Annotated in this window: 20 protein-coding genes; 15 read left to right on the top strand and 5 right to left on the bottom strand. The window is 71.2% G+C overall.

Annotated features, from left to right (window positions below; all coding sequences use genetic code 11):
* Nucleotides 1–31: 31 nt before the first annotated feature.
* From EOE48_RS10795 to EOE48_RS10785, 3 genes are read right to left on the bottom strand one after another with little or no spacing between them, the layout of a single operon-like run.
* Complete coding sequence (locus EOE48_RS10795) at nt 32–1,150, bottom strand: CaiB/BaiF CoA transferase family protein (RefSeq protein ID WP_127728809.1); 1,119 nt, start codon at nt 1,148–1,150, stop codon at nt 32–34.
* Between the two features lie 35 nt (nt 1,151–1,185).
* Nucleotides 1,186–1,956, bottom strand: coding sequence for an SDR family NAD(P)-dependent oxidoreductase (locus EOE48_RS10790; protein ID WP_127728808.1), 771 nt, complete (start codon nt 1,954–1,956; stop codon nt 1,186–1,188).
* A gap of 46 nt (nt 1,957–2,002) precedes the next feature.
* A complete protein-coding gene (locus EOE48_RS10785) occupies nt 2,003–3,292 on the bottom strand; it encodes an ABC transporter substrate-binding protein (protein WP_425463649.1) in 1,290 nt (429 codons plus the stop codon).
* A 167-nt stretch (nt 3,293–3,459) separates the two neighbouring features.
* On the opposite strand from EOE48_RS10785, the gene EOE48_RS10780 reads away from it, so the two are divergent.
* Nucleotides 3,460–4,218, top strand: coding sequence for an IclR family transcriptional regulator (locus tag EOE48_RS10780; RefSeq protein WP_127728806.1), 759 nt, complete (start codon nt 3,460–3,462; stop codon nt 4,216–4,218).
* Here the strand turns inward: EOE48_RS10780 and EOE48_RS10775 are convergent.
* Nucleotides 4,200–5,045, bottom strand: a complete 846-nt coding sequence (locus tag EOE48_RS10775) for an AraC family transcriptional regulator (RefSeq protein WP_093570954.1) — start codon at nt 5,043–5,045, stop codon at nt 4,200–4,202. The two genes, EOE48_RS10780 and EOE48_RS10775, sit on opposite strands and share 19 nt — an antisense overlap.
* Nucleotides 5,046–5,225: 180 nt before the next feature.
* Between EOE48_RS10775 and EOE48_RS10770 the strand changes: the two genes are divergently transcribed.
* The 7 genes from EOE48_RS10770 to ggt are packed head-to-tail and all read left to right on the top strand — an operon-like array spanning nt 5,226 to nt 13,972.
* Complete coding sequence (locus EOE48_RS10770) at nt 5,226–6,803, top strand: ABC transporter substrate-binding protein (RefSeq protein ID WP_127728805.1); 1,578 nt, start codon at nt 5,226–5,228, stop codon at nt 6,801–6,803.
* A 5-nt stretch (nt 6,804–6,808) separates the two neighbouring features.
* A complete protein-coding gene (locus EOE48_RS10765) occupies nt 6,809–7,801 on the top strand; it encodes an ABC transporter permease (RefSeq protein ID WP_187371378.1) in 993 nt (330 codons plus the stop codon).
* Between the two features lies 1 nt (nt 7,802).
* Nucleotides 7,803–8,636, top strand: a complete 834-nt coding sequence (locus tag EOE48_RS10760) for an ABC transporter permease (RefSeq protein WP_127728803.1) — start codon at nt 7,803–7,805, stop codon at nt 8,634–8,636.
* A 5-nt stretch (nt 8,637–8,641) separates the two neighbouring features.
* Nucleotides 8,642–10,318, top strand: a complete 1,677-nt coding sequence (locus EOE48_RS10755) for a dipeptide ABC transporter ATP-binding protein (protein WP_127728802.1) — start codon at nt 8,642–8,644, stop codon at nt 10,316–10,318.
* Nucleotides 10,315–11,637, top strand: coding sequence for an ArgE/DapE family deacylase (locus EOE48_RS10750; protein WP_127728801.1), 1,323 nt, complete (start codon nt 10,315–10,317; stop codon nt 11,635–11,637). Before EOE48_RS10755 ends, EOE48_RS10750 begins: the two co-directional genes overlap by 4 nt.
* Nucleotides 11,634–12,266 carry a pyridoxamine 5'-phosphate oxidase family protein gene (locus EOE48_RS10745; RefSeq protein WP_127728800.1) on the top strand — a complete coding sequence of 211 codons (633 nt, stop codon included), beginning with the start codon at nt 11,634–11,636 and terminating at the stop codon, nt 12,264–12,266. The genes EOE48_RS10750 and EOE48_RS10745 overlap by 4 nt, the downstream gene beginning before the upstream one ends.
* A complete protein-coding gene (gene ggt / locus EOE48_RS10740) occupies nt 12,266–13,972 on the top strand; it encodes a gamma-glutamyltransferase (RefSeq protein WP_246154123.1) in 1,707 nt (568 codons plus the stop codon). Before EOE48_RS10745 ends, ggt begins: the two co-directional genes overlap by 1 nt.
* 26 nt (nt 13,973–13,998) lie before the next feature.
* Here the strand turns inward: ggt and EOE48_RS10735 are convergent, their stop codons facing one another.
* Complete coding sequence (locus tag EOE48_RS10735; protein WP_127728799.1) at nt 13,999–14,934, bottom strand: LysR substrate-binding domain-containing protein; 936 nt, start codon at nt 14,932–14,934, stop codon at nt 13,999–14,001.
* Between the two features lie 211 nt (nt 14,935–15,145).
* On the opposite strand from EOE48_RS10735, the gene EOE48_RS10730 reads away from it, so the two are divergent.
* The 7 genes from EOE48_RS10730 to EOE48_RS10700 all read left to right on the top strand — a co-directional run bounded on the left by EOE48_RS10730 (nt 15,146) and on the right by EOE48_RS10700 (nt 25,832).
* The gene (locus tag EOE48_RS10730) at nt 15,146–15,925 is read left to right on the top strand and encodes a siderophore-interacting protein (protein WP_127728798.1); all 780 of its coding nucleotides are present in this window, start codon (nt 15,146–15,148) and stop codon (nt 15,923–15,925) included.
* Nucleotides 15,909–16,709, top strand: a complete 801-nt coding sequence (locus EOE48_RS10725) for an ABC transporter ATP-binding protein (RefSeq protein ID WP_127728797.1) — start codon at nt 15,909–15,911, stop codon at nt 16,707–16,709. The genes EOE48_RS10730 and EOE48_RS10725 overlap by 17 nt, the downstream gene beginning before the upstream one ends.
* Nucleotides 16,710–16,780: 71 nt before the next feature.
* Complete coding sequence (locus EOE48_RS10720; RefSeq protein WP_246154121.1) at nt 16,781–17,602, top strand: ABC transporter substrate-binding protein; 822 nt, start codon at nt 16,781–16,783, stop codon at nt 17,600–17,602.
* Nucleotides 17,599–19,635: a Fe(3+)-hydroxamate ABC transporter permease FhuB gene (gene fhuB / locus EOE48_RS10715; RefSeq protein WP_127728795.1), complete on the top strand. Its 2,037-nt coding sequence runs from the start codon at nt 17,599–17,601 to the stop codon at nt 19,633–19,635. The genes EOE48_RS10720 and fhuB overlap by 4 nt, the downstream gene beginning before the upstream one ends.
* A gap of 161 nt (nt 19,636–19,796) precedes the next feature.
* Entirely contained in the window at nt 19,797–22,022 is a 2,226-nt protein-coding gene (locus tag EOE48_RS10710) for a TonB-dependent siderophore receptor (RefSeq protein ID WP_210249561.1), read from the top strand.
* A gap of 471 nt (nt 22,023–22,493) precedes the next feature.
* Nucleotides 22,494–23,375, top strand: a complete 882-nt coding sequence (locus tag EOE48_RS10705; protein WP_127728794.1) for a helix-turn-helix transcriptional regulator — start codon at nt 22,494–22,496, stop codon at nt 23,373–23,375.
* Nucleotides 23,376–23,696: 321 nt separating this feature from the next.
* Nucleotides 23,697–25,832, top strand: a complete 2,136-nt coding sequence (locus tag EOE48_RS10700; protein ID WP_187371376.1) for a TonB-dependent siderophore receptor — start codon at nt 23,697–23,699, stop codon at nt 25,830–25,832.
* Nucleotides 25,833–25,842: the final 10 nt, after the last annotated feature.

Below are 25,842 nucleotides of genomic sequence, written 5' to 3'. Positions count from 1 at the left end.
CGCGGCGGCCCGCGCCCTCCTGATGCCGGCTTCAGGGGTTGCCCGTATCCAGGGGCGGCGCGGGCCGCGTCGCGCCACTGGGCGTGCGCGAGAACCGGACCGGCGGCCGCGTCGCCAGGAGCGGTCCCTCCGTCGGATGGTCGATCGCCTCGAAGAAGCCGGTGGCCGCGAGGTGGGGATCGTCGAGCAGGTCCTCGATCCGGTTGACCCGCGTGCAGGGCACGTCGAGGGGTGCGAGGCGCGAGAGCCACGCCTCCGTCGTGTCCTGTACGAGGCAGCCGGCCAGGCGCTCGTAGAGGGTGTCGATCATCGCGGCGCGGGCGGCGTCGGAGCCGAGGGCCGCCTCCTCTGCCCAATCCTCGCGGCCGGCGGCGCTAAAGACCGCGCGCCAGTGGCTCGCATTGTAGGGCAGGACCGCGATGTGGCCGTCGCGGGTCGGGTAGGGCCGGCGGTGCTTCGAGAGGAGGCGCGCGTAGCCGGACGGGCCGAGGGGCGGTCGGAAGGTGAGGCCGGCGAGGTGCTCGACGGCGAGGAACGACACCATGGTCTCGAACATCGGCACCTCGATTGCCTGTCCCTCTCCCGTGCGGGCGCGGTGGAACAGGGCGGCGGCGACCGCCGTGGTGACGTAGAGCGACGCGGTCTTGTCGGCCGCGATGGTCGGCGCGTAGCGGGGCTCGCCCCCGGCCCGCCGCTCGAGATCGGCCCAGCCGGACGCCGCCTGGACGATGTCGTCGTAGGCCGGCCGGTCCCGGTAGGGCCCGTCCTGGCCGAAGCCGACGATCGCGCAGGTGATCAGCCCCGGATTGATCGTGCGCAGGCGCGCGTCGTCGAGGCCGAGTCGCGCGGCGGCCTTCATCCGCATGTTGTGGACGAGGATGTCGGCGCCCCGGACGAGGTCGTCGAGCCGGGCACGGCCGGCCTCCTGCTTCAGGTCGAGGACGACGCTGTCCTTGCCGCGATTGCAGTTGAGGAACGCCGCCCCCATGCCGGGCGAGCGGGCCGGACCCGGCGCGCGCAGGATGTCGCCGCCCGGTCCCTCGACCTTGACGATCTCGGCGCCGAGCTCGGCGAGGATCTGCGTCGCGAAGGGGCCCGCGACGACCGTGCTTAGGTCAACGACCCTGATGCCTGCGAGCGGACCCGGCATGCCACTTCTCCTTATCGTTGCGCGGGCCCCGGCGCTCAGCGCGCCGTGAAGCCGCCATCGACGGGCAGGGCCACGCCCGTCACGTAGGAGGCATCGTCCGAGGCGAGCCAGAGCACCGCGTGGGCGGCCTCCTCCGGCCGGCACAGGCGCCCCATCGGCACCGCGGAGACCATGCGCGCTTCGGCGGCGGCGGCCTCCGCCGGATCGCCCGAGCGGCCGGTGAAGCCGAGCTTCATCGGCGTCTCGGCGAGGCCCGGGCAGACGACGTTCACCCGGACGTTGTCGGGTGCGAAGGTCTGGGCGAGGGACTTCGTCAGCCCGACCACCGCGAACTTGGCAGCCGAGTAGATCGGGCTCCACATCGAGCCGACGAGGCCCGAGACTGAGGCGGTGAACACGATCGACCCGCCGCCGCGCCCGCGCATGTGCCCGATCGCCTCGCCGGCGGCGAGGGCTGCCGAGGTGACGTTGAGGTCGATGGCGAGCCGGTAGGCCGATACGTCGAGGTTCTCGATGCCGCCGGGCCCGGGGATGCCGGCATGGGCCCACAGCACGTCGATCCCACCGAGCGCGGCGGCGGCGTCGTGGATCGAGCCCCGCATCTCCTCGGGCTGCGAGAGGTCGGCCCGCACCGTCGCGACGTCATGGCCCTGCGCCGCCATGTCGGCGGAAAGCCGCGCGAGCCCCTCGGCGTTCACGTCGATGGCCGCGACCCGCGCGCCCTCGCGCAGGAAGAGCTCGACGCCGGCGCGTCCCATCCCAGAGGCCGCGGCCGTCACCACCACGAGCTTGTTGGCCAGTCGCATGGTCGTTGATCCTTAGCTTGCGTAGATGCCGTCGGGGCGGCGCCCGCTACTTCACGAACGGGCATCCGCCGTCCTTGAGGGGACGGAAGGCCTCCGTGCCCGGGATGGTGGCCAGGACCTTGTAGTAGTCGTAGGGCCTCTTCGATTCGTCCGGCTTCTTGACCTCGACGAGCATCATGTCGTGCAGCACGCGGCCGTCCTCGCGCAACATCGTCTTGCCGAACAGCGGGTCGTCGAAGGTCCCCGCCTCCCGCATCGCCTTCACCACCGCGCCCCCGTCCTTGGCCGATCCGACTTTCGCGACGGCCCTCAGGAAAGCCAGCGTGGCGGAATAGGCCCCGGCTTGGTTCATGGTCGGGTAGCGGCCGATGTTGCGCGCGGCGAAGCGCTCGCCGAAGGCCCGCGTCGCCGCGTTCAGGTCCCAGTAGAACCCGGTCGTCAGGCGCAGGCCCTGGGCGGTGCGCAGGCCCAGCGAATGGATGTCGGAGAGGAACAAGAGCATGCCGGCGAGCTGCTGCCCGCTCTGGACGATGCCGAATTCCGCCGCCTGCTTGATGGCGTTGATCGTGTCGCCGCCCGCATTGGTCAGGCCGATCACCTGCGCCTGCGAGGCCTGGGCCTGGAGCAGGAACGACGAGAAGTCCTTGGCGTCGGTGGGATGGCGCACGGTCCCCGCCACCCGGCCGCCCTCGGCCTTCACCACGGCACTGGCGTCGCGCTCGAGCGCATGACCGAGCGCGAAATCGGCCGTGATGAAGTACCAGGACTTGCCGCCGGCCTTCGTGATCGCCTCTGCGGTGCCGTGGGCGAGCGCCCAGGTATCGTAGGTCCAGTGGACGGAGTTCGGCGTGCAGGATTTGCCGGTCAGGTCCGAGGAGCCGGATGCGGTGAATAGTGCGACCTTGTTCTTCTCCCGCACGAGCGGCGCGAGGGCGAGAGAGATTGCGCTCGTCGGCATGTCGACGACGGCGTCCACCCCGTCCGAGTCGAACCACTTGCGAGCGATGGTACTCGAGATATCGGGCTTGTTCTGCGCATCGGCCGCGACGACCTCGACCTTCAGGTCCTTCGCCTCCGGCAGCTTGGCGAAATCCTCGACGGCCATCCGGGTCGCCTCGGCGGCCCCGGCGCCGCCGATATCCGAGAAGATCCCGGACATATCGGCGAGGACGCCGATCTTGACCGGGACCTGCGCCAGGGCGCCCGAAGACAGCATCGTCGAGGCGGCGAGGGCGAGCGTCCCGAGGGTACGGCGAAGCGACATGCATTCCTCCCTGCGGCGGGCCGACTTATCGCGGCCGTCCGCATCACGGCACCGATCGTCGCGGTCCGCCAAATTCTTATGTAGGAATTTTTCATTCCTGCTTATGAATAAGTCAAGGGCCCTTGGAGGTACGGGGGTGACGGGATGCGTGTGGTGCCCCGAAGCACCGGCCGTTAGGTTGCGCAGCCATGAACCCGGGCGGCGGTCGACCCCCGCACCGGCACGGGGCGACGGGACAGATGCAGGTCAAGCAGGCAGCCAACGTTCTCGAACTGATGGAGTATTTCGCCGAGCGGCGGCGGCCGGCCACCCTCGCCGAGATCTCGGACGATCTCGGCTGGCCGCGCTCGAGCACGTTCAACCTTGTCGGGACGATCGTCGAGAGGGGCTATCTCTACGAGCCGCGGCCGCGGGCAGGGTACTACCCGACCCCTCGCTGGCTCACGCTCGCCCTCACCGTGGCTGAGGCCGAGCCGCTGCCGGGCGTCGTCGACGACCTCGTGGCCGATGTGGCGGCCGCCACCGGCGAGACCACGGCGGTCGGCACCCTGACCGGCATCCACGCCCTGTTCCTCGTCGTGGCGGAATCCCGGCACCAAGTGCGCTACCACGCCCGGGTCGGCGACCGGGTTCCGGTCCATGCCAGCTCCGCCGGGCGGGCGATCCTCGCCCAGTATCCTGCGGCCTCGCGCGAGGCGATCTACCGCCGGGTCGCGTTCGAGCGCTTCTCCGACACGACGCCGTTGGGCGTGGAGAACGTGGAGCGTGCGCTGCTGGAGGCGGAGGAGCGCGGCTATCACCAGAGCGACTCGGAGTACATCGCCGACCTCGCCGGCGTCGCCCTCCCGCTCCCCCTCGGCGACCGCCGGCTCTCGATCGTCGTCGCGGGGCCGACCTCGCGCTGCCTCGCGCGGCGGCCCGAGACCGCCGCCATCCTGAAGGCGGCCCTGTCCCACCATGGCCTCGCGGAGCCCGGCCCTCAGGCCCAGTCGAGGTAGGTCCGCGGGCAGGTGCCGAGGACCCGCTTGAACATCGCCGTGAAGGCGCTCGGGCTGTCGTAGCCGACATCGAGGGCGACGCTGGTGACGGAGGCGCCGCCGCCGAGGCGGGCGAGCGCCTCCATGAGGCGCACCCGCTGCTGCCAGGCCGAGAAGCTCATCCCGGTCTCGCGGCGGAACAGGCGCGTGATCGTCCGGCGGCTCAAGCCCGTGAGGAGCGCCCACTCGTCGAGGGTCCGGGTCTCGCCGGCGCGGGAGAGCACGCTCTCGCAGATCCGGCCGAGACGGTCGTCCTGCGGCACCGCGACGTGGAGCGAGGAGGCGGGCATCCGACCGATCTCCGCGAGCAGGAGGTCGACGAGCCGGCCCTCCCGTCCGTGCTCGTCGTAGAGGACCGGCATCGCCAGCACCTCGGCGAGGAGCGCCCGCAGGAGCGGCGTCGTGCGCACCAGGCGGCAGGCGCCGTGACCGGCCGGCATCGCGTCGGCCTCGACGTAGAGGGTCTGCACCTCCACATCCGCCCATGATCGGGACTGGTGCACCACGCCCGGCGGGATCCACAGCCCGTGATCCGGCGGGACGACGAAGCACCCCTCGTCGGTCAGCATCGCGGTGACCCCGGTGACGCCGAGGATGAACTGCCCGCGCGCGTGGGCGTGCCGGGTGCTGGTGCTGGTATCGGGGTAGAACGCCCCCATCCCGCCCACCCGGCGCGGCACGGCCTGGAGGCTGGCCGAGAGCGCGCGGGCCGCCCGCGGGTCGGCGGCCCGCCGTCCCTGCGGGATCGTCTCGCACCGCTCAGCCTCAAGCGGGAACGGCTTCCTCATCCTGCGCTCCTTGGACGGACGATCGACCAGGCCGGGGGAGGCAACCTGCATACCACGCTCGGCTGCCATCGCAGCCCGCCGGCTGGCCCGATCGCGATACTCGGCGGCCCGGATGCGACGGCGGGCCGGTATTCGCTCGGCTAGGCTCTCACGATCGCTCAACGATCGGGAGAGGCCGGGATGGATCGCCGCCAGTTCACCGGGGGATTGCTCGCCGGCGCCGCGTCCCTGCCGCTCGGCGCGGGACGGGCGGCGGCGCAAGGTCGCGGCGGCACGCTCAACGTCATCATCCAGCCCGAGCCGCCGATCCTCGTCACCGCCCTGAACCAGCAGCAGCCGACGCTGACCCTCGGCGGCAAGATCTACGAGAGCCTGCTCAAATACGCCCCCGACCTGAAGCCGATGCCCGGCATGGCGCGGTCCTGGGAGATCTCGCCGGACGGGCTCACCTACACGTTCCGGCTGTTTCCGGGCATCACCTTCCACGACGGCACGCCGATGACGGCGCAGGACGTCGTGTTCTCGTGCATGACCCTGCTGATGGAGACCCATCCACGGGCGCGCAACACCTTCCGACGCGTGGCGAGGGCCGAGGCGCCCGATCCCCTGACCGTGGTCTTCACGTTGAAGGAGCCCTTCGCGCCGTTCCTCGGCTCGTTCGACTGCACCACCGCGCCGATCGTCCCGAAGCACGTCTACGAGGGGACCGACTTCCGCAAGAACCCGATGAACGACAAGGCCATCGGGACCGGCCCGTTCAAGCTCAAGGAATGGGTGCGCGGCTCGCACGTCCACCTCGTGCGCCACGATGGCTACTACCGCAAGGACGAGCCGCACCTCGACGAGATCATCTACCGGGTCATTCCCGACGCGGCTTCGCGCACGCTCGCCCTCGAGAACGGCACGGTGCAGCTCGCGCAATGGTCCGACGTCGAGTTCTACGACGTCGCCCGTCTCAAGGCCCGCCCGAATCTCGCCGTCACCACCGCGGGCTACGAATACTTCGCGCCGCTGCAGTGGCTCGAGATGAACAACCGCGTCGCGCCGCTGAACGACCGGCGCTTCCGCCAGGCGGTGATGTACGCTCTCGACCGCGAGGCGCTCGCCAAGCGCGTCTATTTCGGGCAGGCGAAGGTCGCGACCGGGCCGATCGCTTCGAAGACGAAGTTCTACGACCCGAACGTCCGTAAGTACGAGTACAGCCTCGACAAGGCAAAGGCTCTGCTCGACGAGATGGGCCTGAAACCCGGCGCCGGCGGCAAGCGGGTCGAGGTCAAGTTCCTGGTGCCGCCCTACGGCGAATCCTATCAGCGCTCGGCGGAGTTCTACCGCCAGTCCTTCGCCCGCGTCGGCATCGACCTCGTGCTCGAAGCGACCGACATGGCGGGCTGGGCGTCGCGGATCGGCAACTGGGACTACCAGATGACGACGAACCTGCTCTACCAGCTCGGCGACCCGGCGCTCGGCGTCTCGCGCACCTACGTGACCTCGAACATCGTCAAGGGCATCCTGTTCTCGAACACGCAGGGCTACTCGAACCCCGAGGTGGACCGGCTGTTCGACGAGGCCGCGAGCGCGCTGGACGAGAAGAAGCGCCAGGAGCTCTACACCAAGGTCCAGCAGATCCTGGTCGAAGACGTGCCCGTAGCCTGGACGCTCGAGATCGAGTACCCGATCATCTACGACAATAGCCTCAAGGACGTCGTGACGACGGCGATCGGCTCGCACGAGACCTTCGGCGCGGTGACGAGGTCGTGACCGGCATGAGACGTGCCGCCGAAATCGGGATCGCGCTCGGTGCGTGGATCGTCCGGCTCGTGGCCGTGGTCCTGGTGATCGCGACCTTCAACTTTGCGCTCGTGCGGGCCGCGCCCGGCGACCCGGCGCAGGTGATGGCCGGGCAGTCGGGCGGCGCGGACGCGAAGCTGCTTGCCGACCTGCGCGCCGAGTACGGCCTCGACCAGCCCTACGCGGTGCAGCTCGCGCGCCATCTCGGCCGGGTGGTGCGGCTCGATCTCGGCACCTCGACCCAGCAGCGCCGGCCGGTCCTCGACCTGATCCGCGAGCGCCTTCCCGCCACCCTCCTCCTGACGGTCACGGCCTTCGCCCTCGCGCTCCTCCTCGGCTCGACCCTCGGCGTGATGGCCGGCCTCGCGGCGGGCAGCGCCGCCGACACCGCCTTCACGGTCCTGTCGCTCGTGCTCTACGCCATGCCGGTGTTCTGGCTCGGGCTGATGCTGGTCCTGGTCTTCTCGGTCTGGCTCGATTGGCTGCCGCCCTTCGGCTACGGCACGATCAACGCCCGGCTCGGCCCCCTGGGCCAGGCCCTCGATCTCCTCAAATACCTCGCGATGCCGGCGGCCTCCCTCGGGGCCATCTACCTCGCGATCTACGCTCGGCTGATGCGGGCCTCGATCATCGAGGTGGCGCAGCAGGACTTCGTGAAGACCGCCCGCGCCAAGGGCCTCAACGGAGCGCAGATCGTCGTCGGGCACATGCTGCGCAACGCCCTCGTGCCGGTGGTCACGGTCGCGGGCATGCAGGCCGGCGCCCTCGTCGGCGGCGCGGTCGTGGTCGAGACGGTGTTCGCCTGGCCGGGGCTCGGCCGGCTCACCTTCGACGCGCTGCTCCAGCGCGACTACCCGGTGATGCTCGGCGTATTCCTCATCCTCTCCGTCATCGTCATCCTGTTCAACCTCGCGACGGATCTGGCCTACCGGCTCATCGATCCGCGCATGCGGGCGGGGAGCGCCTGAGATGGACGCGCTCAAGGCTTTCCTGCGCCACCCGAGCGGCATGGCCGGGCTCGTGCTCATCCTGGCGGTGCTGGTCCTCGCGGCGAGCGCCCCCTTCCTCTACCCCGAATCCCCCTGGGAGATGGTGGCGACGCCCTTCGCCCCGCCCGGCGAGGACGGGATGCGGCTCGGGGCCGACACCCTCGGGCGCGACGTCGCGGCGGGCATCGCCCACGGGGCCCGGGTCTCGCTCCTCATCGGCATCGCCTCGGCGCTGGCGGCGCTCGTCATCGGGGTGACGGTCGGGGCGCTCGCCGGCTATGCCGGCGGCGGGCTCGACGCGGCGCTGATGCGCATGACCGAGCTGTTCCAGACGATCCCCGCCTTCGTGCTGGCGATCCTGCTCGTCGCGACCTTCACGCCCTCGCTCGCCACCATCGTCGCCACGATCGGCGCGGTATCCTGGCCGCCGCTGGCGCGGCTCACCCGGGCCGAGTTCCTACGCCTGCGCCGCCGGGAATTCGTCGAGGCGGCGATCTGCCAGGGCGAGCGCGCCGGGCGGGTGGTGTTGGGGCACGTGCTGCCGAACACGGTCTCGCCGATCCTCGTCACGGCCTCGCTCACTGTGGCGAGCGCGATCCTCATCGAGAGCGCGCTCTCCTTCCTCGGCCTGGGCGATCCCAACATGATGTCCTGGGGCTTCATGGTCGGCTCGGCCCGCAGCTCGATCCGGCAGGCGTGGTGGGCGAGCGTGTTCCCGGGCCTCGCCATCCTCGTCACCGTGCTCGCCATCAACCTGTTCGGCGAGGGCCTGAGCGACGTGCTCAACCCGCGCATCGCGCGGCGCCGGGGCTGACGACCATGACCGACGCCAAAGCTCCCGTATCCACGGCTCCCGTCCTAGCCGTCGACGGGCTCACCATCGCGCTGCCGCGGGGCGGCGACCGGGCCTACGCGGTCGAGGACGTCTCCTTCGCGATCCAGCGCAACGAGGTGGTCTGCCTCGTCGGCGAGTCGGGTTCCGGCAAGTCGATGATCGCGCACGCGATCCTCTCCCTGCTGCCGTCCGGGGTGCGCGTCGCCGGCGGCGCGGTCGCGGTGAACGGGCGCGACACCGCGCGGCTGTCAGGCCCCGACCTGCGGGCCTTCCGCGGCGGCGAGGCCGGGATGATCTTCCAGGAGCCGTTGTCGTCCCTCAACCCGCTGAAGCGCGTCGGCGCCCAGATCGCCGAGACGATCCGCACCCACCAGGGCGGGCTGCCGCGCGACGAGATGCGGGCCCGGGTCGAAGGCCTGCTCGCCCAGGTCGGCCTGCCGACGCCCGGGCTTCTCGCCCGCTCCTACCCGTTCGAGCTCTCCGGCGGCCAGCGCCAGCGGGTGATGATCGCCATCGCGATGGCGAACCGGCCGGCCCTCCTCGTCGCCGACGAGCCGACGACGGCCCTCGATGTGACGACCCAGGCGCAGATCCTGCGGCTGATCGACGATCTCAGGCGCGAGCGCGGCATGGGCGTGCTCCTCATCACCCACGATTTCGGCGTCGTCGCCGATGTCGCCGACCGGGTCGTGGTGCTGCGGGGCGGGCGCGTGGTCGAGACCGGGAGCGCGGAGGCGGTTCTGCGCCGGCCCCGCGATCCCTATACCCAGGCGCTGATCGACGCGGTGCCCCGCGCGCGGCTGCGTCCGCCGGCTCCCCGGCCGGAGGGAGCGCCGGTCCTCTCCGTCGAGGACCTGCGCAAGACCTTCACGGTGCGACGGGGCTTGTTCCAACCGCCGCGCCGGGTCGTCGCCGCGGACGGCCTCTCGCTCGCCCTGCACCAGGGCGAGACCCTCGCGGTCGTGGGCGAATCCGGATCGGGCAAGTCGACCCTCGGGCGGATGATCATGCGCCTGACCGAGCCCGACGGCGGCGCGATCCGGCTCGGCGGCGAGGATCTGCGCTCGCTCCAAGGCGAGGCCCTGCGCCGGGCCCGGCGTGGGCTCCAGATCGTGTTCCAAGACCCCTTCGCGAGCCTCGACCCACGCCAGAAGGTCGGGGACGCGGTCGCCCGCGGGCCGATGGCGTACGGCACCCCGCGCCGCGAAGCGATGGCGGCCGCCCGCACGCTCCTGGAGCGTGTCGGTCTCACAGCGGCAGCGGCGGAGCGCTATCCGCACGAATTCTCCGGCGGGCAGCGCCAGCGCATCTGCATCGCCCGGGCGCTGGTGCTGCAGCCGCAGGTGCTGATCGCCGACGAGGCGGTCTCGGCCCTCGACGTCTCGGTCCAGGCCCAGGTGCTGGCGCTGCTCGCCGAACTGCGCCGCGAGATGCGCCTCGCGATGATCTTCATCACCCACGACCTGCGCATCGCCGCCGAGATCGCCGACCGGGTGATCGTCCTGCAGAAGGGCCGGATCGTCGAGGAGGGGGCGACGCGCGACGTCTTCTCCGCGCCGCGCGAGGCTTATACCCGCGCCCTCCTCGACGCGATTCCGGGGCGGCGATTTTTCGAACATCCCGGATTTACGCGCGAGCCCGTCGCGCCGGAGGTCGCATGACAGACGAGACGCAACCCCGCACGACCCTGACCGGCCCCGAGCGCGACGCACTCTTTGCGGCGGTGGATGCCGGTTTCGAGTGCCAGATCGCCGACACCATCGCCTTCGCGGCGATCCCCTCGACCCGCGGCCAGGAGGGCCCGTGCCAGGACATGATGGCCGACCTCCTGCGGGCGCGGGGCTACGCCGTCGACGACTGGCGCATCGACCAAGACGACCTGCGCCACCTGCCCGGCTTCGGCCCGGTCGAGACCGACTTCTCCCGCGCCCGCACGGTGGTCGGGACCTACCGGCCGGAGCGGGCGCAGGGCCGCTCCCTCATCCTCCAGGGCCATTGCGACGTGGTCCCCGCCGGCCCCCTCGACATGTGGAAGCGCCCGCCCTTCCAGCCCGTCGTGGAGGATGGCTGGCTCTACGGCCGCGGCGTCGGCGACATGAAGTCCGGCACCATCGCGGCGCTCTACGCCCTCGACGCGCTCGAGGCCGCGGGCCTCGCGCCCCAGGGCCGCATCCACGTCCAGTCGGTGATCGAGGAGGAGAGCACCGGGCTCGGCGCCCTCTCGACGCTGCAGCGCGGCTACCGGGCGGAGGCCTGCTTCATCGTCGAGCCGACGAACGGGCGCCTGATGCGGGCGCAGACCGGGGTGATCTGGTTTCGCCTCAAGGTCCGGGGCGAGCCCGCCCACGCGGCCCATGCGGCGGTCGGCTTCAATGCGATCAAGGCGGCCTATCACGTGATCCAGGCCCTGGAGGGCCTGGAGGCGGAGTGGAACGAGCGGGCGAAGGACCATCCCCGTTTCGGCACGCTCACGCACCCGCTCAACCTCAATGTCGGCATCATCCGCGGCGGCGAATGGGCCTCGAGCGTGCCGGCCTGGTGCGACGTCGATTGCCGCATCGGCCTCCTGCCCGGCTGGAGCGTGGCCGAGTGCCAGCGCGAGATCGAGGCCTGCGTGGCGCGGGCCGCAGCCAGCCATCCCTTCCTCGCCCAGAGCCCGCCCGAGGTGGTGTGGTCCGGCTTCCTCTCGCCAGGCTACGAGGTGACGGGGGCCGAGGCGGCGGAGGCCGTGCTCGCCGAGGCGCACGGCGCCGGCTGGGGCGGGCCGCTTGAGGATTCGCTGTTCACGGGGCTGACCGACGCCCGCTTCTACGGCCTCGATTACGGCATCCCGGCCTTCTGCTATGGGGCGACGATCGAGAACGCCCACGCCTTCAACGAGCGCGCGAACGTCGAGTCGCTGCGCAAGCTCACCCGCACCGTCGCGCTGTTCGTCGCCGGCTGGTGCGGCGTGGCGCCGATCACCGGAGGGACGCGATGACCGAGACACCCGGGCAGACACCCCCGATCCGGACGCAGGACGAGCTGCGGGCCGAGTACGGGCCGATCAACCCGCTCGCCGAGAAGAAGGTTCTCGGATACCTCGACGGCTTCTGCCGGGACTTCATCGCGCTCTCGCCCTTCCTCGTGCTCGCCTCGAGCGACGGCGAGGGGCGCTCCGATGCGAGCCCGCGCGGGGACGCGGCCGGTTTCGTGGCGGTGCTCGACGAGCGCACGCTGCTGATCCCGGACCGGCTCGGCAATAAGCGGGTCGATTCCTTCGCCAACATCCTGCGCTATCCGGCCGTCGGGCTGATCTTCATGGTGCCGGGGATCAACGAGACCCTGCGGGTCAACGGCCGCGCCAGCCTCGCCCGCGACGCGGACCTGCTCGCGCCCCTCGCCGCCCAGGGCAAGGTCCCGCCGGTTGGCCTCCTCGTCGAGGTGCACGAAACGTTCTTCCATTGCGGCAAGGCGCTGATGCGCTCGAAGCTCTGGGATCCCTCGCTCCACGTCGAGCGCAGCAGCTTCCCGACGCTCGGCCGCATCATCGCCGAGCAGACCGCCTCCGTGACGGTCGAGGCGGCCGAGCGGACGATGGAGGAAGGCTACCGCACGAGGCTGTACTGATGGCTCATGACGACTGGCGGGCGCGGGCCGGCACGCCCTTCGCGTGCGAGAAGGCCCCGGTCGCGGCCCGGCGCGGGATGGCGGTGACGAACCATCCTCTCGCCTCGGCCGCTTCCCTCGAGATGCTGGCCGCCGGCGGCAACGCGATCGACGCTGCGGTCGCGGCGCTCTTCGCCCTCACGGTGGTCGAGCCGATGATGGTTGGCATCTTCGGCGGCGGCGTCGCGGTGATCCGCCTCGCCGACGGGACGACCACGACGATCGACGGCCTCGCGACCGCGCCGGCCGCCGCCCGGCCCGACGCCTACGAGCCCGTCTCCGACACCTGGCCGGACTACATGGAGACGCGGGGGCGGCGCAATTTCATGGGCGCCTCCGCGGTCGCGGTGCCGGGGACGCTGAAGGGCTGGTGCGAGGCGCTCGCCCGCTTCGGCCGCCTGCCGCTCGCCGACGTGATGGAGCCGGCGATCCGCTACGCCCGGCGCGGCTTCACGGTCACGCCCTACCTCGCCGCCTGCACGGCGGAGAACGCGCCGCTCCTGGCGCGCGACGCCGCGATCGCAGAAATCTTCCTGCCCGGCGGCGAGCCGGTCGCGGCCGGGGCGCGCCTCGTCCAGGGCGATTACGCGCAGACGCTCGCCACCATCGCCCGCGAGGGGCCGGACGCGCTCTACGGCGGCAGCCTCGGCAGCGAGATCGGTTCGGCGCTCCGGGCCGCCGGTTCCTACCTCGCGCCCGCCGACCTCGCGGCCTACCGCACGGTGGAGCGCACACCGGTGCGGGGGACCTATCGCGACGTCGAGATCATCGGCCCGGCGCCGCCGGCCTCGGGCGGGGTCCACATCGTGCAGATGCTGAACCTGCTCGAGGCCTACGATCTCGCCGCCATGGGCTTCGGCACGCCGGACACGCTTCACCTCCTGCTGGAAGTCCTGAAGATCGCCGCCGTCGACCGGCGCGCCGCCACCGCCGATCCGGCCTTCGTCGACGTGCCGGTGGCCCGGCTGACCGCGAAGGACTACGCCGCCCTGCGCCGCCCGGAGATCGACCCGGCGCAAGCCGGCCGCTACGCGCCGGGCGTCAGCACCAACGAGTCCCAGAACACCACCCACGTCACCGTGGCGGATGCCGACGGCGCCATCGTCACCTCGACCCAGACGATCAACAGCCTGTTCGGCGCCAAGATCATGATCCCCGGAACCGGGATCGTGCCGAACAACTACATGTACCTGTTCGATCCGCATCCCGGCCACGCCCTGTCCCTCGCGCCCGGCAAGCGGATCACGAGCGGCATCTCGGCCCTTATCGGCTGCCGCGCGGGCCGGCCGGTCTTCGCTCTCGGGCTTCCCGGCGCGCACCGGATCCCCGCCGGCGCGCTCCAGGCCGTCCTCAACCTCGTCGATCACGGCATGTCGCTGCAGGAGGCGGTCGAGGCGCCCCGCGTCTTCACTTGGGGCGAGGAGGCGGAGGTCGAGGACGGCGTTCCGGAGACCGTGCGCGCGGCGCTTGCCGCCCGCGGCCACCCGGTGCGGCCGGTGGCGCATGTCGGCGGCGGGATGTGCGCGGTCGGCTTCGAGCCCGACGGCACGATGACGGGGGCGGCCTGCTGGCGGGCGGACGGTTCGCCGGCGGGGCTCGGCGGCGGGCTCGCCCGCGCCGGCACCTCGTTCTGGCCCGACCCGCGCCGGGACGCTCCGTCGGCCTGACCCGTCCGGGTCGGTCCGGCGGCGCATCACGTCGCCGCGTCGCGCCCGGCCGGGTCCGCCCGATGATGGTGGCGGATGAAGGCCCGCACCGCCGGCGCCGGCTCGTTGCGGCGGTAGGCCACCGCGAGATCCGACGTCGTCGTCGATCCGGTGACCGGGCGGTAGACGAGGCCGGGCAGTTGCAGGCAGGTCAGGGATCGCGGCACGAGCGCTACCCCGAGCCCGACCGCGACCATGCTGGCGATGGTCGTGAAGTCCCGCCCGGTGGCGCTGATCGTCGGCTCGAAGCCGCTCTCGCGGCAGGCGGTGACGGCGTTGTGGTGAAAGCCGACATCGACGGCCTGGCGCGGCGCGATGAAGGTCTCCTCGCTGAGGGCAGCCAGGGGAATCGTCTCGTGATCGGCGAGCGCGTGGGCCGCGCCGACCGCAACGACGAGGGGCTCGCGCAGGACGCAGGTCGTCGCGACCCCGTCGGGGACCTTCACCGGGGGGCGGACATAGCCGAAATCGAGGGCGCCGCCGGCGATCGCCGCGAGTTGCAGGCCCATCTCCATCTCGGTGAGCTGAAGCTCCACCTCCGGATGCGTCGTCCGGAAGCCGGCGAGCGACGCCGTGAGCACGCCCGCATAGGCGGCCGAGGCCACGTAGCCGATGGAGATCCGGCCCGTCTCGCCCCGCCCGGCCCGGCGCACGGCGGCCAGAGCCGTGTCGGCTTGGAGAAGCGTCTTGCGGGCCTCCTGCAGGAAGACCTGGCCGGGCAGCGTGAGCTGGACCGAGCGCCGGCTGCGATCGAGTAGAGCGGTGCCCACCAGCGCCTCCAGGTTGAGGATCTGCTGGCTCAGCCCCGGCTGGGCGATGCCGAGCCGCTCCGCGGCGCGGCTGAAGTTCCGCTCCTCGGCCAGGGTCACGAAGTAGCGCAGGTGCCGCAGCTCGAACGCGCCCGTCGCCTTGTTGACGCTCATGATCCCCCTCTCGCATCCGCGATTCCGCAGGCCCTCACGAGCAAGTCGGGCCTGAAATTTTAATAATTACAAACAATCTCGCTCCTCCTATCATAAGCTTCACTTCTAAAAATCGCATGGGCCGATTATTGGACCCTAGGCACCCGGCTCGGCTAAGCCCGTACCCGGACGGCTGTTCTGCGCCGCGTCGGCACCCGTCGGGAACCGGATCATGTCGTTGCCTCCCTCGGCCCCGCCGACTGTCGTTCGTGCTGCCCCATTGCCTTCCTCCGGCCCGAATGAGACCCCGCGCACGCTTCGAGTCCTGGCAAGGCAGGCCGTGACGCCGCGGCTGCGCCGGATCACCCTCGCCTGCGACGACGCGGCGTCCTTCGCGGGGCCCGCGATGCATGCCCGCCTCCTCGTCCCATGCCCCTGCGGTCCGTTGCGCGGCGTGGACGGAGCGCCGGCGGCGTCGCGCTATTACACCGTGCGGTTCGTCCGGCCGGAGGCGGGCGAGATCGACATCGACGTCGTGCTGCACGCGCCCGCGGGTCCCGGCTCCTGCTGGGGCGCCCGGGCCCGTCCCGGCGACCGTGTGGGACTGATCGGGCCGCTCGGCCGTCCCGTTCCGCCGATGGACCGCCTCGTCCTCGTCGGCGACGAGACCGCGCTGCCGGTGATCGGCCGCCTGATCGAGGAGGCGGCGCCCGGCCGGCGCATCGATGCGCTCGTCGAGGTGGCGGACCGGGACGAGGAGCAGGCCGTGGCCTGCGGCGCCGGCGCGCGGCTCGACTTTCTCCACCGCTCCGGGCGGGGCTCGCAGCTCGTTCGGGCGGCGGCCGGCCTCGCCCGGGACGCGGGTCGCGATTCCTTCCTCTATGCCGGCGTCGAAGCCGGTACGGCCCGCGACCTCACCGCCGTCATGCGCGAGCGCCTCGCCCTCGGCAGCGCGCAGGCGCGGATCGTCACCTACTGGCGCCGGCAGGACGACGATGCGGCGGCACGCTGATCGGAGCGCGACCGCCCTGTTCGAGCTCGCCGGGATCCGTGTCGAGGCCGGCGGACGGACCCTGCTCGACGGGATCACCCATCGCTTCGCACCGGGCCGGATCTGCGGGCTGATCGGGCCGAACGGCTCGGGCAAGAGCACGCTGATGCGCCTGCTCGCCCGGCAAGCTCCATCCGGCTTGGGCCGTATCCGGTTCCACGGCGAGGACCTCGCCGCGATCAGCCCGCGAGAGTTCGCCCGGCAGGTCGCGTACCTGCCCCAGTTCACCCCGCCGACGGACGGAATGCGGGTCGAGGAACTGGTCGCGCTCGGCCGCTTTCCCTGGCACGGCCTGCTCGGCCGCTTCGGGGCGCGGGATCGGGAGAAGGTCGACGAGGCGCTCCGCCGGACAGGCACCGGGGCCTTCCGCGGCCGGGTGGTCGCCTCGCTCTCCGGCGGCGAGCGCCAGCGCGTCTGGCTCGCCATGCTGCTCGCCCAGGACGCCGCCTGCCTGCTCCTCGACGAGCCGACCTCCGCCCTCGACATCGCCCACCAGATCGACGTGCTGTCCCTGGTTCGGGCGCTGGGGCGGGAGGGCGGCCTCAGCGTGATCGTGATCCTGCACGACATCAACATGGCGGCGCGGTTCTGCGACGACATCGTGGCGCTGGGCCATGGCCGCATCGTCGCGCAAGGAACGCCGGATGCCGTGATGCGGGAGGACGTGCTGGCCCGGATCTACGGCCTGCGCATGGGCATCCACCGCCTGCCCGGGACCGGCGACGTCGTCGGATATCCCCTGTGAGCCGGTGCGGCCCCACATCCGGGGCGCTCCTCCCGACGCGGCGGGCCCTGCTCGCCGCGGCGGCCGGCGCCGTGCTCCCCCGGTCCCCGGCCTGCGCCGCCGGGGCGGCGGCGCCCCGCATCGCCGCGATCGACTGGGCGATGCTCGAGACGGCCCTCGCCCTCGGGGCGGAGGTCGTGGCGGGCGCCGAGCTGGTGCTCTACCGCAGGCTCGTCGTGGAGCCGCCGGTCCCCGATCGCGTCGCGGATCTCGGCCTGCGCGGCAGCCTGAACTTCGAGGCCCTGCTGCGGGCCGCGCCCGACCTGATCCTGTCGGCCCCCTGGTACGGCCGCATCGAGGGCCAGCTCGGCCGCATCGCCCCGGTCCTGTCGCTGCGCATCGACCAGCGCGGGCGTCCACCCTACGCGGCGGCGATCGAGGCGACCCGCATCGCCGCCGCCCGGGTCGGGCGCGAGGGCGAGGCCGAGCGGGTCGTCGCCGAGGCGGAGGCGGCGCTCGCCGCAGCGGCGCAGCGGCTCGCATCCCGGCGCGGGGAACGGGTCTTCGTGATCAGCGTCGGCGATCCACGCCACTTCCGGGCCTTCGGACCCGACAGCATGCACGGTGCCGTGCTCGACCGGCTCGGCCTGGCGAGCGCCTGGACCGGCAACACCCGCTACCTCGCCCAGGCTCCGGTCGACATCCTGGCGCTGGCCCAGGATCCGGGAGCCAGCATCGTCATCGTCGGCCCGCTGCCACCGGACGCCGCCCGGGCACTGCCGCAGAGCGCCCTGTGGAACGCGCTGCCGGCGGTGCGCGAGAACCGCGTCCGGTTACTGGCCCCGGTCAACCCCTTCGGCGCCCTGCCCACCGCTGCGCGGTTCGCCCGCCTGCTCGCAGAGGCGCTGGCATGACCTGCGACCCCGGGTCCCGCGCCGGCACCGTCGCCGATCCCTCCCGAGCCGGGTGCGCCTCGCCTCCAGGCGACCGGGCGCACGCGCTGCGCTTCGCCTGTCTCTGCGCCGGGCTCGCGGGGCTCGGCGCCCTTCTGCACGGCCTCGGCATCCGGGCCATGCTGGACGATGCGAGCCACCCCCTGCGCGACCTAGTCGTGCTCCACAGCCTGCTGCCGCGGGCCATCGTCGCGCTCGCGGCCGGGGCGGCCTTGAGCCTCGCCGGGATGCTGCTGCAACGGGTGCTGCGCAACCCGCTCGCCGATGCCTCGACGCTCGGCGTCGCGGCGGGTGCGCATCTGGCGATCGTCGCCGCGCTCGCCTTCGCGCCGGATCTGGGCGGGCTAAGCCGCGAGGCGGTCGCCTTCGCGGGCGCGCTCGCCGCAGCGGCCCTGGTGCTCGGCCTCACAGCGCGGCAGGCCTTCGAGCCGACGAGCGTCGTGGTCGCCGGCATGCTGGTCGGCCTCGTCTGCGCCTCGGCGAGCGCGGCGCTCGTCCTGTATGGCGGGCAATACCTGACCTCCCTGTTCCTCTGGGGCGGCGGCTCGCTGGCGCAGCAGGACTGGGGACCGGCGGAAAGCCTCGGGATCCGGCTGGCCCTGGCCTGGCTGCTCGCCGCCCTGCTCCTGCGCCCCCTTGCCCTGCTCGCCCTCGACGATGCCGGCGCCGGCGGCCTCGGCCTGCCCATCGCCCGGATCCGGACCGCCCTGCTGCTGCTCGCCGTCGTCCTGGCGGGATCGGTGGTGGCGCAGGTCGGCGTCATCGGCTTCGTCGGCCTCGCCGCCCCGAACCTCGCGCGGATGCTCGGCCTGCGCACGCCCCGCGCCCTCCTCGTCGCCGCGCCCGTCCTCGGCGGGCTGATCCTGCTCCTGACCGATGGGATCGTGCAGGCGATCGACCGCGGCAGCCGTCTCGCCCTGCCGACCGGCGCCGTCACGGCGTTGCTCGCCGGTCCGTTCCTGCTCCTGCTGCTGCCCCGGCTCTCCGGCCTGCGCCCCATCGCGTCGGGGACGACCCATGCTCCCCGGAGCCTCGCCAAGCCGTGGCGTTCGCTGATCCTCCTCGCGGGTGCCGTCGTCGTCCTCGTCCTCGCCGGCCTGGTCCTCGGGCGCGACCGCACCGGGCTCGTGCTCGCCGGTCCTTCGGACCTCGCGCTCCTCCTGCCCTGGCGGCTGCCCCGCCTCGCCGCCGTGATGGCGGGCGGAGCCATGCTCGCCGCGTCCGGCTGCGTCCTGCAGCGCATGACCGCCAACCCGCTGGCGAGCCCGGAGGTTCTCGGCGTCAGCGGCGCGGCGAGCTTCGGCCTCGCCACCTGCATCCTCGCGGCGCCGGCCGCGGGCCTCGCCGCGCAGGTCGGCAGCGCCGCTCTCGGCGCCGGAATCGGGCTCGCGGCGCTCCTCGCCGTGGCGCGGCGCGCCGCGCTCCAGGGCAGCCGCATGCTGCTCGGCGGCATCGCGCTCGGTGCCCTGGCCGGTGCCGGCCTCACGGTGATCATGACCCGCGGCGGCCTGGAGGCCGCGATGATCCTGGCCTGGATCACCGGCGCCTCGACGCAGGTCGATCCGGCCCTCGCGCGACTGGCGGTCGCGGGGGCGCTCGCCAGCATCGCCGCCCTGGCCCTGCTCGCGCGGTGGCTCGACGTGCTGCCGCTCGGCGATTCCGCTGCCCTCGCCCTCGGCCTGCCGCTCGGGCGCGCCAAGCTCGTCCTGCTCACCATCGCCGCGCTCGCGACGGGCGTGAGCGCCCTGACGGTCGGGCCCGTGAGCTTCGTCGGGCTGATGGCGCCGCACCTCGCCCGGTCCGCGGGCTTCGTCGGGGCGCGGGGGCATCTCGCCGGCTCGGTCGCGATCGGCTGCGGGCTGATGGCCGGGGCCGACCTGCTCTCGCGCCTCGTCTTCTACCCCTACCAGATGCCCGTCGGCCTCTTCGCCTCGCTGATCGGCGCGCCGTACCTGATCGGCGCCGTCCTGCGCAAAGCGGGCCCGCGATGCTGAGTGCCGCCGCCTCCCATCCGTCCCGCGAGAAGGGCCGGTAGCAACGGTCAGACCCAGTTGAACCAAATCAACCGAGCGGTGATGCCCGGGCTAACAAGAACTATCGAAATAATATCGAATAACAGCGTGGCCGGTTCGCGTCATGCACGAGGGGTGACATCATGAAGGACTCTCCGATGCCGTCGCGCATCCTGCGCCGCCTTGCGCTCACCGGCGTTTCGCTTGGCGCCCTCGCGGCCCCGGTCGGTGTTGCGCACGCGCAGGCGGCATCGTCCGAGCCGGTCGTGGCGCTGGAGGAGATCACCGTGGCCGGCTCGGGTACGGGCGGCCCCGCCCGGGCCGGCGGCCCGGCCGTGGAGGATCCGCGCGGCCCGCTCGACGGCTTCGTGGCGACCCGCTCCGCGACCGCGACGAAGACCAACACACCCCTGATCGAGACGCCGCAATCCATCAGCGTCGTCGGCCGCCAGCAGCTCGACGCCCAGCGCGACCTCACCGTGGCGGAGGCCCTGCGTTACGTGCCCGGCGTCTACGGCGGGACCTACGGGCCCGGGACGCGCCAGGACTTCTTCCTGATCCGCGGCTTCACCGCCAACGACACAGGCCTCTATCTCAACTCGCTGCAACTCCTGAACTACGGCTTTGCCGGCTTCCAGGTCGACCCGTTCGGGCTCGAGCGCATCGAGATCCTGCGCGGCCCCGCCGCAGTGCTGTTCGGGCAGGGCGGTCCCGGCGGCCTCGTCAACCTGATCAGCAAGCGTCCGACCCTCGAGCCGCTCCGTTACATCGAGACCGGCGGCGGCTCCTTCGGGCAGAAATATCTCGGGATCGACCTCGGCGGCCCTGCCGACGCGGACGGCCACTGGTTCTACCGCCTGACCGGCATCGGGCATAACGGCGGAACGCAGCTCGACGGCACGGACGACAACCGCGGCTACATCGCCCCGTCCTTCACCTACCGGCCCGATGCCGCAACGACGTTCACCGTGCTCACGAGCTACCAGCACGACGAGAGCGGCCGCATCGGCGGCTTCCTGCCCTATGTCGGCACGGTCCGTCCGCAGGCGCTCGGGCTGCGCATCCCCCTCAACCTCAACGTCAACGACCCGGAGGCCAACCGCTACCGGCGCACCCAGGCCTATGCCGGCTACGAGTTCGAGCACCGCTTCGACGACGTGTTCACGGTCCGGCAGAACCTGCGCTACGCCTTCACCGAGGCCTACGACAATACGCTGATCTTCGGCAGCTACGTCACCGGGACGAACCAGACGGTGCTCAACCGCTACCGCTCGCAATCCTCGGGCCGCGCCGGCGTGTTCAACGTCGACACCCAGATCGAGGCCCGCTTCGACACCGGCCCGTTCCACCACACCCTGCTGATGGGCCTCGACTACAAGCAGGCCGACCTCGACGGCACGAACGCGCGCAGCTCGACCGCCGCGAACCTGCCCGGCCTCCGGTTCAACATCCTGTCGCCGGTCTACGGGGTTCCGACCCCGCTCGCGGTCCCGTATTCCGTGACGCGCAGCTTCTTCAACCAGCTCGGCGTCTACGCGCAGGACCAGATCAAGCTGACGCCAGAGCTCACCCTCGTCGCCAGCGGTCGCGGCGACTTCACCGAGAACGACGTCTTCAACAAGCTGACCCGGGGCGCGACCGAGCAGCACGCCGCCGCCGGGACGCAGCGCTACGGCCTGATCTACAACTTCGATTTCGGGCTGGCGCCGTACCTGAGCTACGCGACCTTCTTCAACCCGGTGATCGGCGTCGACTTCTACAGCCAGCCGTTCAAGCCAGAGACCGGCGATCAGTACGAGGCCGGCATCAAGTACCAGCCGCCGGGCCTGCCGCTGCTCGCCACCGCCGCGGTGTTCGACCTCATCCGCACCAACGTCTCGACATCGGACCCGGCCAACATCAACAACACGATCCAGATCGGCGCGGTGCGCTCGCGCGGCGTCGAGCTCGGGCTGCAGGCCACCATCACGCCCGACTTCGCCGTCACGGCGTCGTTCACGAAATACGAACTGAAAACGGTCGCCGACGGTTCAGCCGCCCGCATCGGCCGCACGCCGGCCGGCGTGCCGCAGACCTTCGCGTCTCTGTTTGCCGACTACACGATCCCGACCGGGCCCCTGGCCGGCTTAGGCTTCGGCGGCGGCGTGCGCTACGTCGGCAAGTCCTACGCCACGGTCGACAATTCCCTGACCGTGCCCGACTTCGTCCTGTTCGACGCGCAGGTGCACTACGTCCGCGACGGCTGGCGCTTCGCCATCAACGCGACCAACGTCGCCGATCGGCGGTACGTCAGCGCCTGCATCTCCGCGAATGCCTGCTACTACGGCGATGCGCGCCGCGTGATCGCCAGTGCGAGCTACCGCTGGTGATAGGCGAGACGGCGCAAGTCCCGCCCTTTTCGGGCCGCGTCGGCGGTCTGTCCCGCGCGAGATATCGACTGTCCGAAATTCGGAGCGAGGGATGGCGACGAACCGTTCGATCGCCGCCGCGATGGCGGCGCGTACACCGCTGAGGGCGTAGGGGCCTCTGACGTGCCCGGGGGATGTGGGAGAAGCCGACGGGAGAAGGCGTTGCCGTTAACGAGCCGTCAACGTGGCGGCAGCAGCCCTGCGCCGTCAGCCCTACGCCCGACGACACGCGCGGGACCGGCGCCCGGCTCGGGAGACGCAGGTCGAAGATCAAGGCTATCGACCGTTCCCGCCATGCGGTAGGTTCACACGCGCAGCGTCCAAAGCTCGGAGCAGATCAATCCGTAGGCTGATCGGTGTTGCACATTCATATCATTCAAAGTCGAGCCTGACCCTCCTTGACAAGGGCGGGCCGATGAAGACCGTGACGCGATGTCGACCCCGATCAACAGCATCCTGCTGCCGAGAAATTTCATGCCGTTGCTCGGCGGCGAACTCGTCATTTCGACTGGCGAGAACGAGTTCGTCGAAGAGCGGCGCGTCATCGAACCCTTCAAGAGAGGCCTGACTGTCGCGGTGACCCTCGACGGGCGCATGTCGTGCCGGATCGACGATCGTCCCGCAATCCGGGTCAAGGCGCCGTCCGTCAGCCTCATCCTCAGCAGCTCGGCGCATCGCCGCGAGCAGGTCTTTCCGCCGAAGCAGACCTTCCGATATGCCCTCGTCCATCTGTCGGTCGGGGCCGCCCAGTCCCATACCGGCATCCCCTTCGACGCCTTGCTCGCGCGCGCAACGCAGCACGCCGGTGGCCACGCGCCTGCCTTCCTGACTGCGGGCGCCGATGCCGTCGTGCGATCGATCGCCGCGCAGATCATGGTATGCCCGATCCAGGGCATGGCCCGCGACCTGTTCCTCCTCGGCAAGGGCCTGGAACTCGTGGCCTGCGCGATCGAGATCTGCCTGCCCGCCGACGGCCTGTCGGAGGCCGGAAGCGGATTGTCCGCGAGCGAGGTCGAGCGCGCGACCGCCGTACGGGACATCCTGGTGCAGCGCTACGCCGAGCCCCTCGTCGTGTCGCAGCTCGCCGCGATGGTGGGCCTGAACGCGAAGGCCCTCGGTCTGGCGTTCCGGCGCCTGTTCGGAACGGGCATCCCGGAATTCCTTCAGGAATACCGGCTGCAGCTCGCCTACACCTTGCTGGCAGCGGGTGAGAGCGGCGTCGCCGAGACGGCCTACCGGGTCGGGTACACACCAGCCTACTTCTCGACGTTGTTTCGCAGTCGTTTCGGCGTCTCGCCGCGCGACTTGCGCTGAGGTCAAATCGGAATTGTTCCGATTCAGACCGAAAGGGAAAGTCCGGATCCCGAAAGTCGCAGCAATTGTCGGCATCGGCCCTCGTTTCCTATGAGCGGCCCTGCGCCCTGCGGGAATTCGACGACGCGCGAACCTGCGAGGCCCCATTCGGGAACGACGAACGTGCCGCACATCTCACATCCGCGCCGCGGGTCACACGCTCGTTGCGAGGCTTGGCCGACACTTCTCCTGCTCGGTGGCGCGCTCGCCTCGCTTCCCGGTGCAGTTGCCCGGGCCGAGCCTGCCCCACCGGTCGGGGAGATCGCGCTGGACGCGATCTCGGTGGACGGGGCGGGCGGCCTCCTTCCGGGGGCCTACGCCCCGGCCGTCACGGCGACCGGCACGAAGACCGCGACGCCGATCGCGCGCACGCCCCAGTCGATCACGGTGGTGCCTCGCGCGCAGATCGAGGCGCAGGCCTCGCTCACCGTCAGCCAGGCCCTGCGCTACGAGCCCGGCCTCGCGTCCGAGACCCGGAGCGGCAATCGCTCGGATAGCGTCTTCATCCGCGGCTTCGGCGGCTTCGGCGGCAATGCCAGCTACGTGCAGTTCCTCGACAACCTGCGCCTGCCCAAGGGCGTGAACTACGCGATCCCGTCGATCGAGCCGTACCTCCTCGAGCGCATCGACGTGCTGCACGGGCCGGCCTCCGTGCTCTACGGCCAGTCCAATCCCGGCGGCCTCGTCAATCTCGTCGGCAAGCGCCCGCTCTCGGTGCCATACAACGAGGTGCTCACCCGGATCGGCAATTTCGGGCACGTCGAGGGCGGTTTCGACCTGAGCGGACCGGTCGCCCCGGAAGGGCGCCTGCTATACCGGCTGATCGGCCTGGGGCGCGACACCGACAACGCGGTCAAGGACAGCGCCGACCAGCGGATGATGATCGCCCCGATGCTGACCTGGCGCCCGGATGCCGGCACGACCCTGTCGGTGCAGGGCCTCTACCAACGCGATCCCAACAGCTTCCAGTCGAACTGGATGCCGGCTCTCGGGACCCTGCTGCGCAACCCCAACGGCCAGATCCCCTACACCTTCCAGAGCGGCAATCCGCTCTACAACAGCTTCCGGCGCGAGCAATCGGCCTTCAGCTATCAGTTCGAGCACGCTGTCGACGACACGCTGACCTTGCGCCAGAACTTCCGCTACTTCCACCTCGATACCGACTTCAAGGCATTCTCGGTGCCCGCGGGCGGCAGCGCCTTCGCGGCCGCCTCCCTCTGCGGTGGCCGAACCAACCTGTGCCTTGCCCGCACGCCGCAGGCCTACGTCGAGAGCCTCGACGCGGTCGCCCTCGACAACGAGGCGGAGGCGCATGTCTGGACGGGGCCGCTCAAGCACACGGTGCTGACCGGGCTGGGCTATCTCTGGACCGGTCCGAGCGCCCGTTACGGCACCGGAACGACAAGCTACGTCAATTACCTCACCGCGGCCTACGGCGCCTTCACGGTGCCGACCATCACGACCGAGCAGCGCCAGGACAACAGCCAGCTCGGCCTCTACGGCGAGGACCAGATCCAGTGGGGCAACTGGAACCTGCAGGTCGGCCTGCGCCATGACTGGGCACGGAACCGGGCGCAGACCACGACCCTGTCCACCGGACGCACGACGCTCGCCAGGACGGACAGCGAGGCGACGACCTGGCGCGTGGGCCTGCTCTATCAGTTCGAGAACGGCCTCGCGCCGTTCGCGGATTACGCGACATCGTTCGAGCCGCAGGCGGGGACCGGGTTCGGCGGCGTGGCGTTCCGGCCGACGACCGGGGAGCAGGTCGAGGCCGGCCTCAAGTACCAGCCGCCGGGCGTCGATGCCCTGCTGCAGGTCGCGGCCTTCGATCTCACGCAGTACAACGTCCTCACCACCGACACGGCACATACCGGCACCAACACGGCTGTCACCGGATGCAGCGCCACCGTCTGCCAGGTCCAGACCGGCACGATCAACTCGCGCGGCGTGGAGTTCAGCGCCAAGGCCTCGCCGCTGCCCGGCCTCGCGCTGATCGCCGCCTACGGCTACGCCGACGTCACCGTCACCCGCAGTTCCGTGGTGACGGACGGGGTCGCGGTGCGGGGCAAGCGCCCGGTCGGCGTGCCGGACCGGACGATCAGCGGCTGGGGTGACTACACCATCCAGAGCGGAGAATGGCGCGGCTTCGGCTTCGGCGGCGGCCTGCGCTACGTCGGCTCCTCGTTCGGCGACGCGATCAACTCGGCCGCCTACAAGGTGCCGGGCGTCCTGCTCGCCGACGCCCAGGTCCACTACGATTTCGGGGCCGTGAACCCGTCGCTGAAGGGGCTCACCGCCGCCGTGAATGCCACCAACCTGTTCGACAAGCAGTACGTCTCGGCTTGCGCCTCGGCCAACCAGTGCTTCTACGGGACGAGCCGCACGATCCTCGCCACCGTGTCCTATCGCTGGTGAACCATGTCGA

The organism is Methylobacterium oryzihabitans (assembly GCF_004004555.2).
Lineage (GTDB): Bacteria > Pseudomonadota > Alphaproteobacteria > Rhizobiales > Beijerinckiaceae > Methylobacterium > Methylobacterium oryzihabitans.
This window is presented reverse-complemented; position numbering and strand designations above follow the sequence as displayed.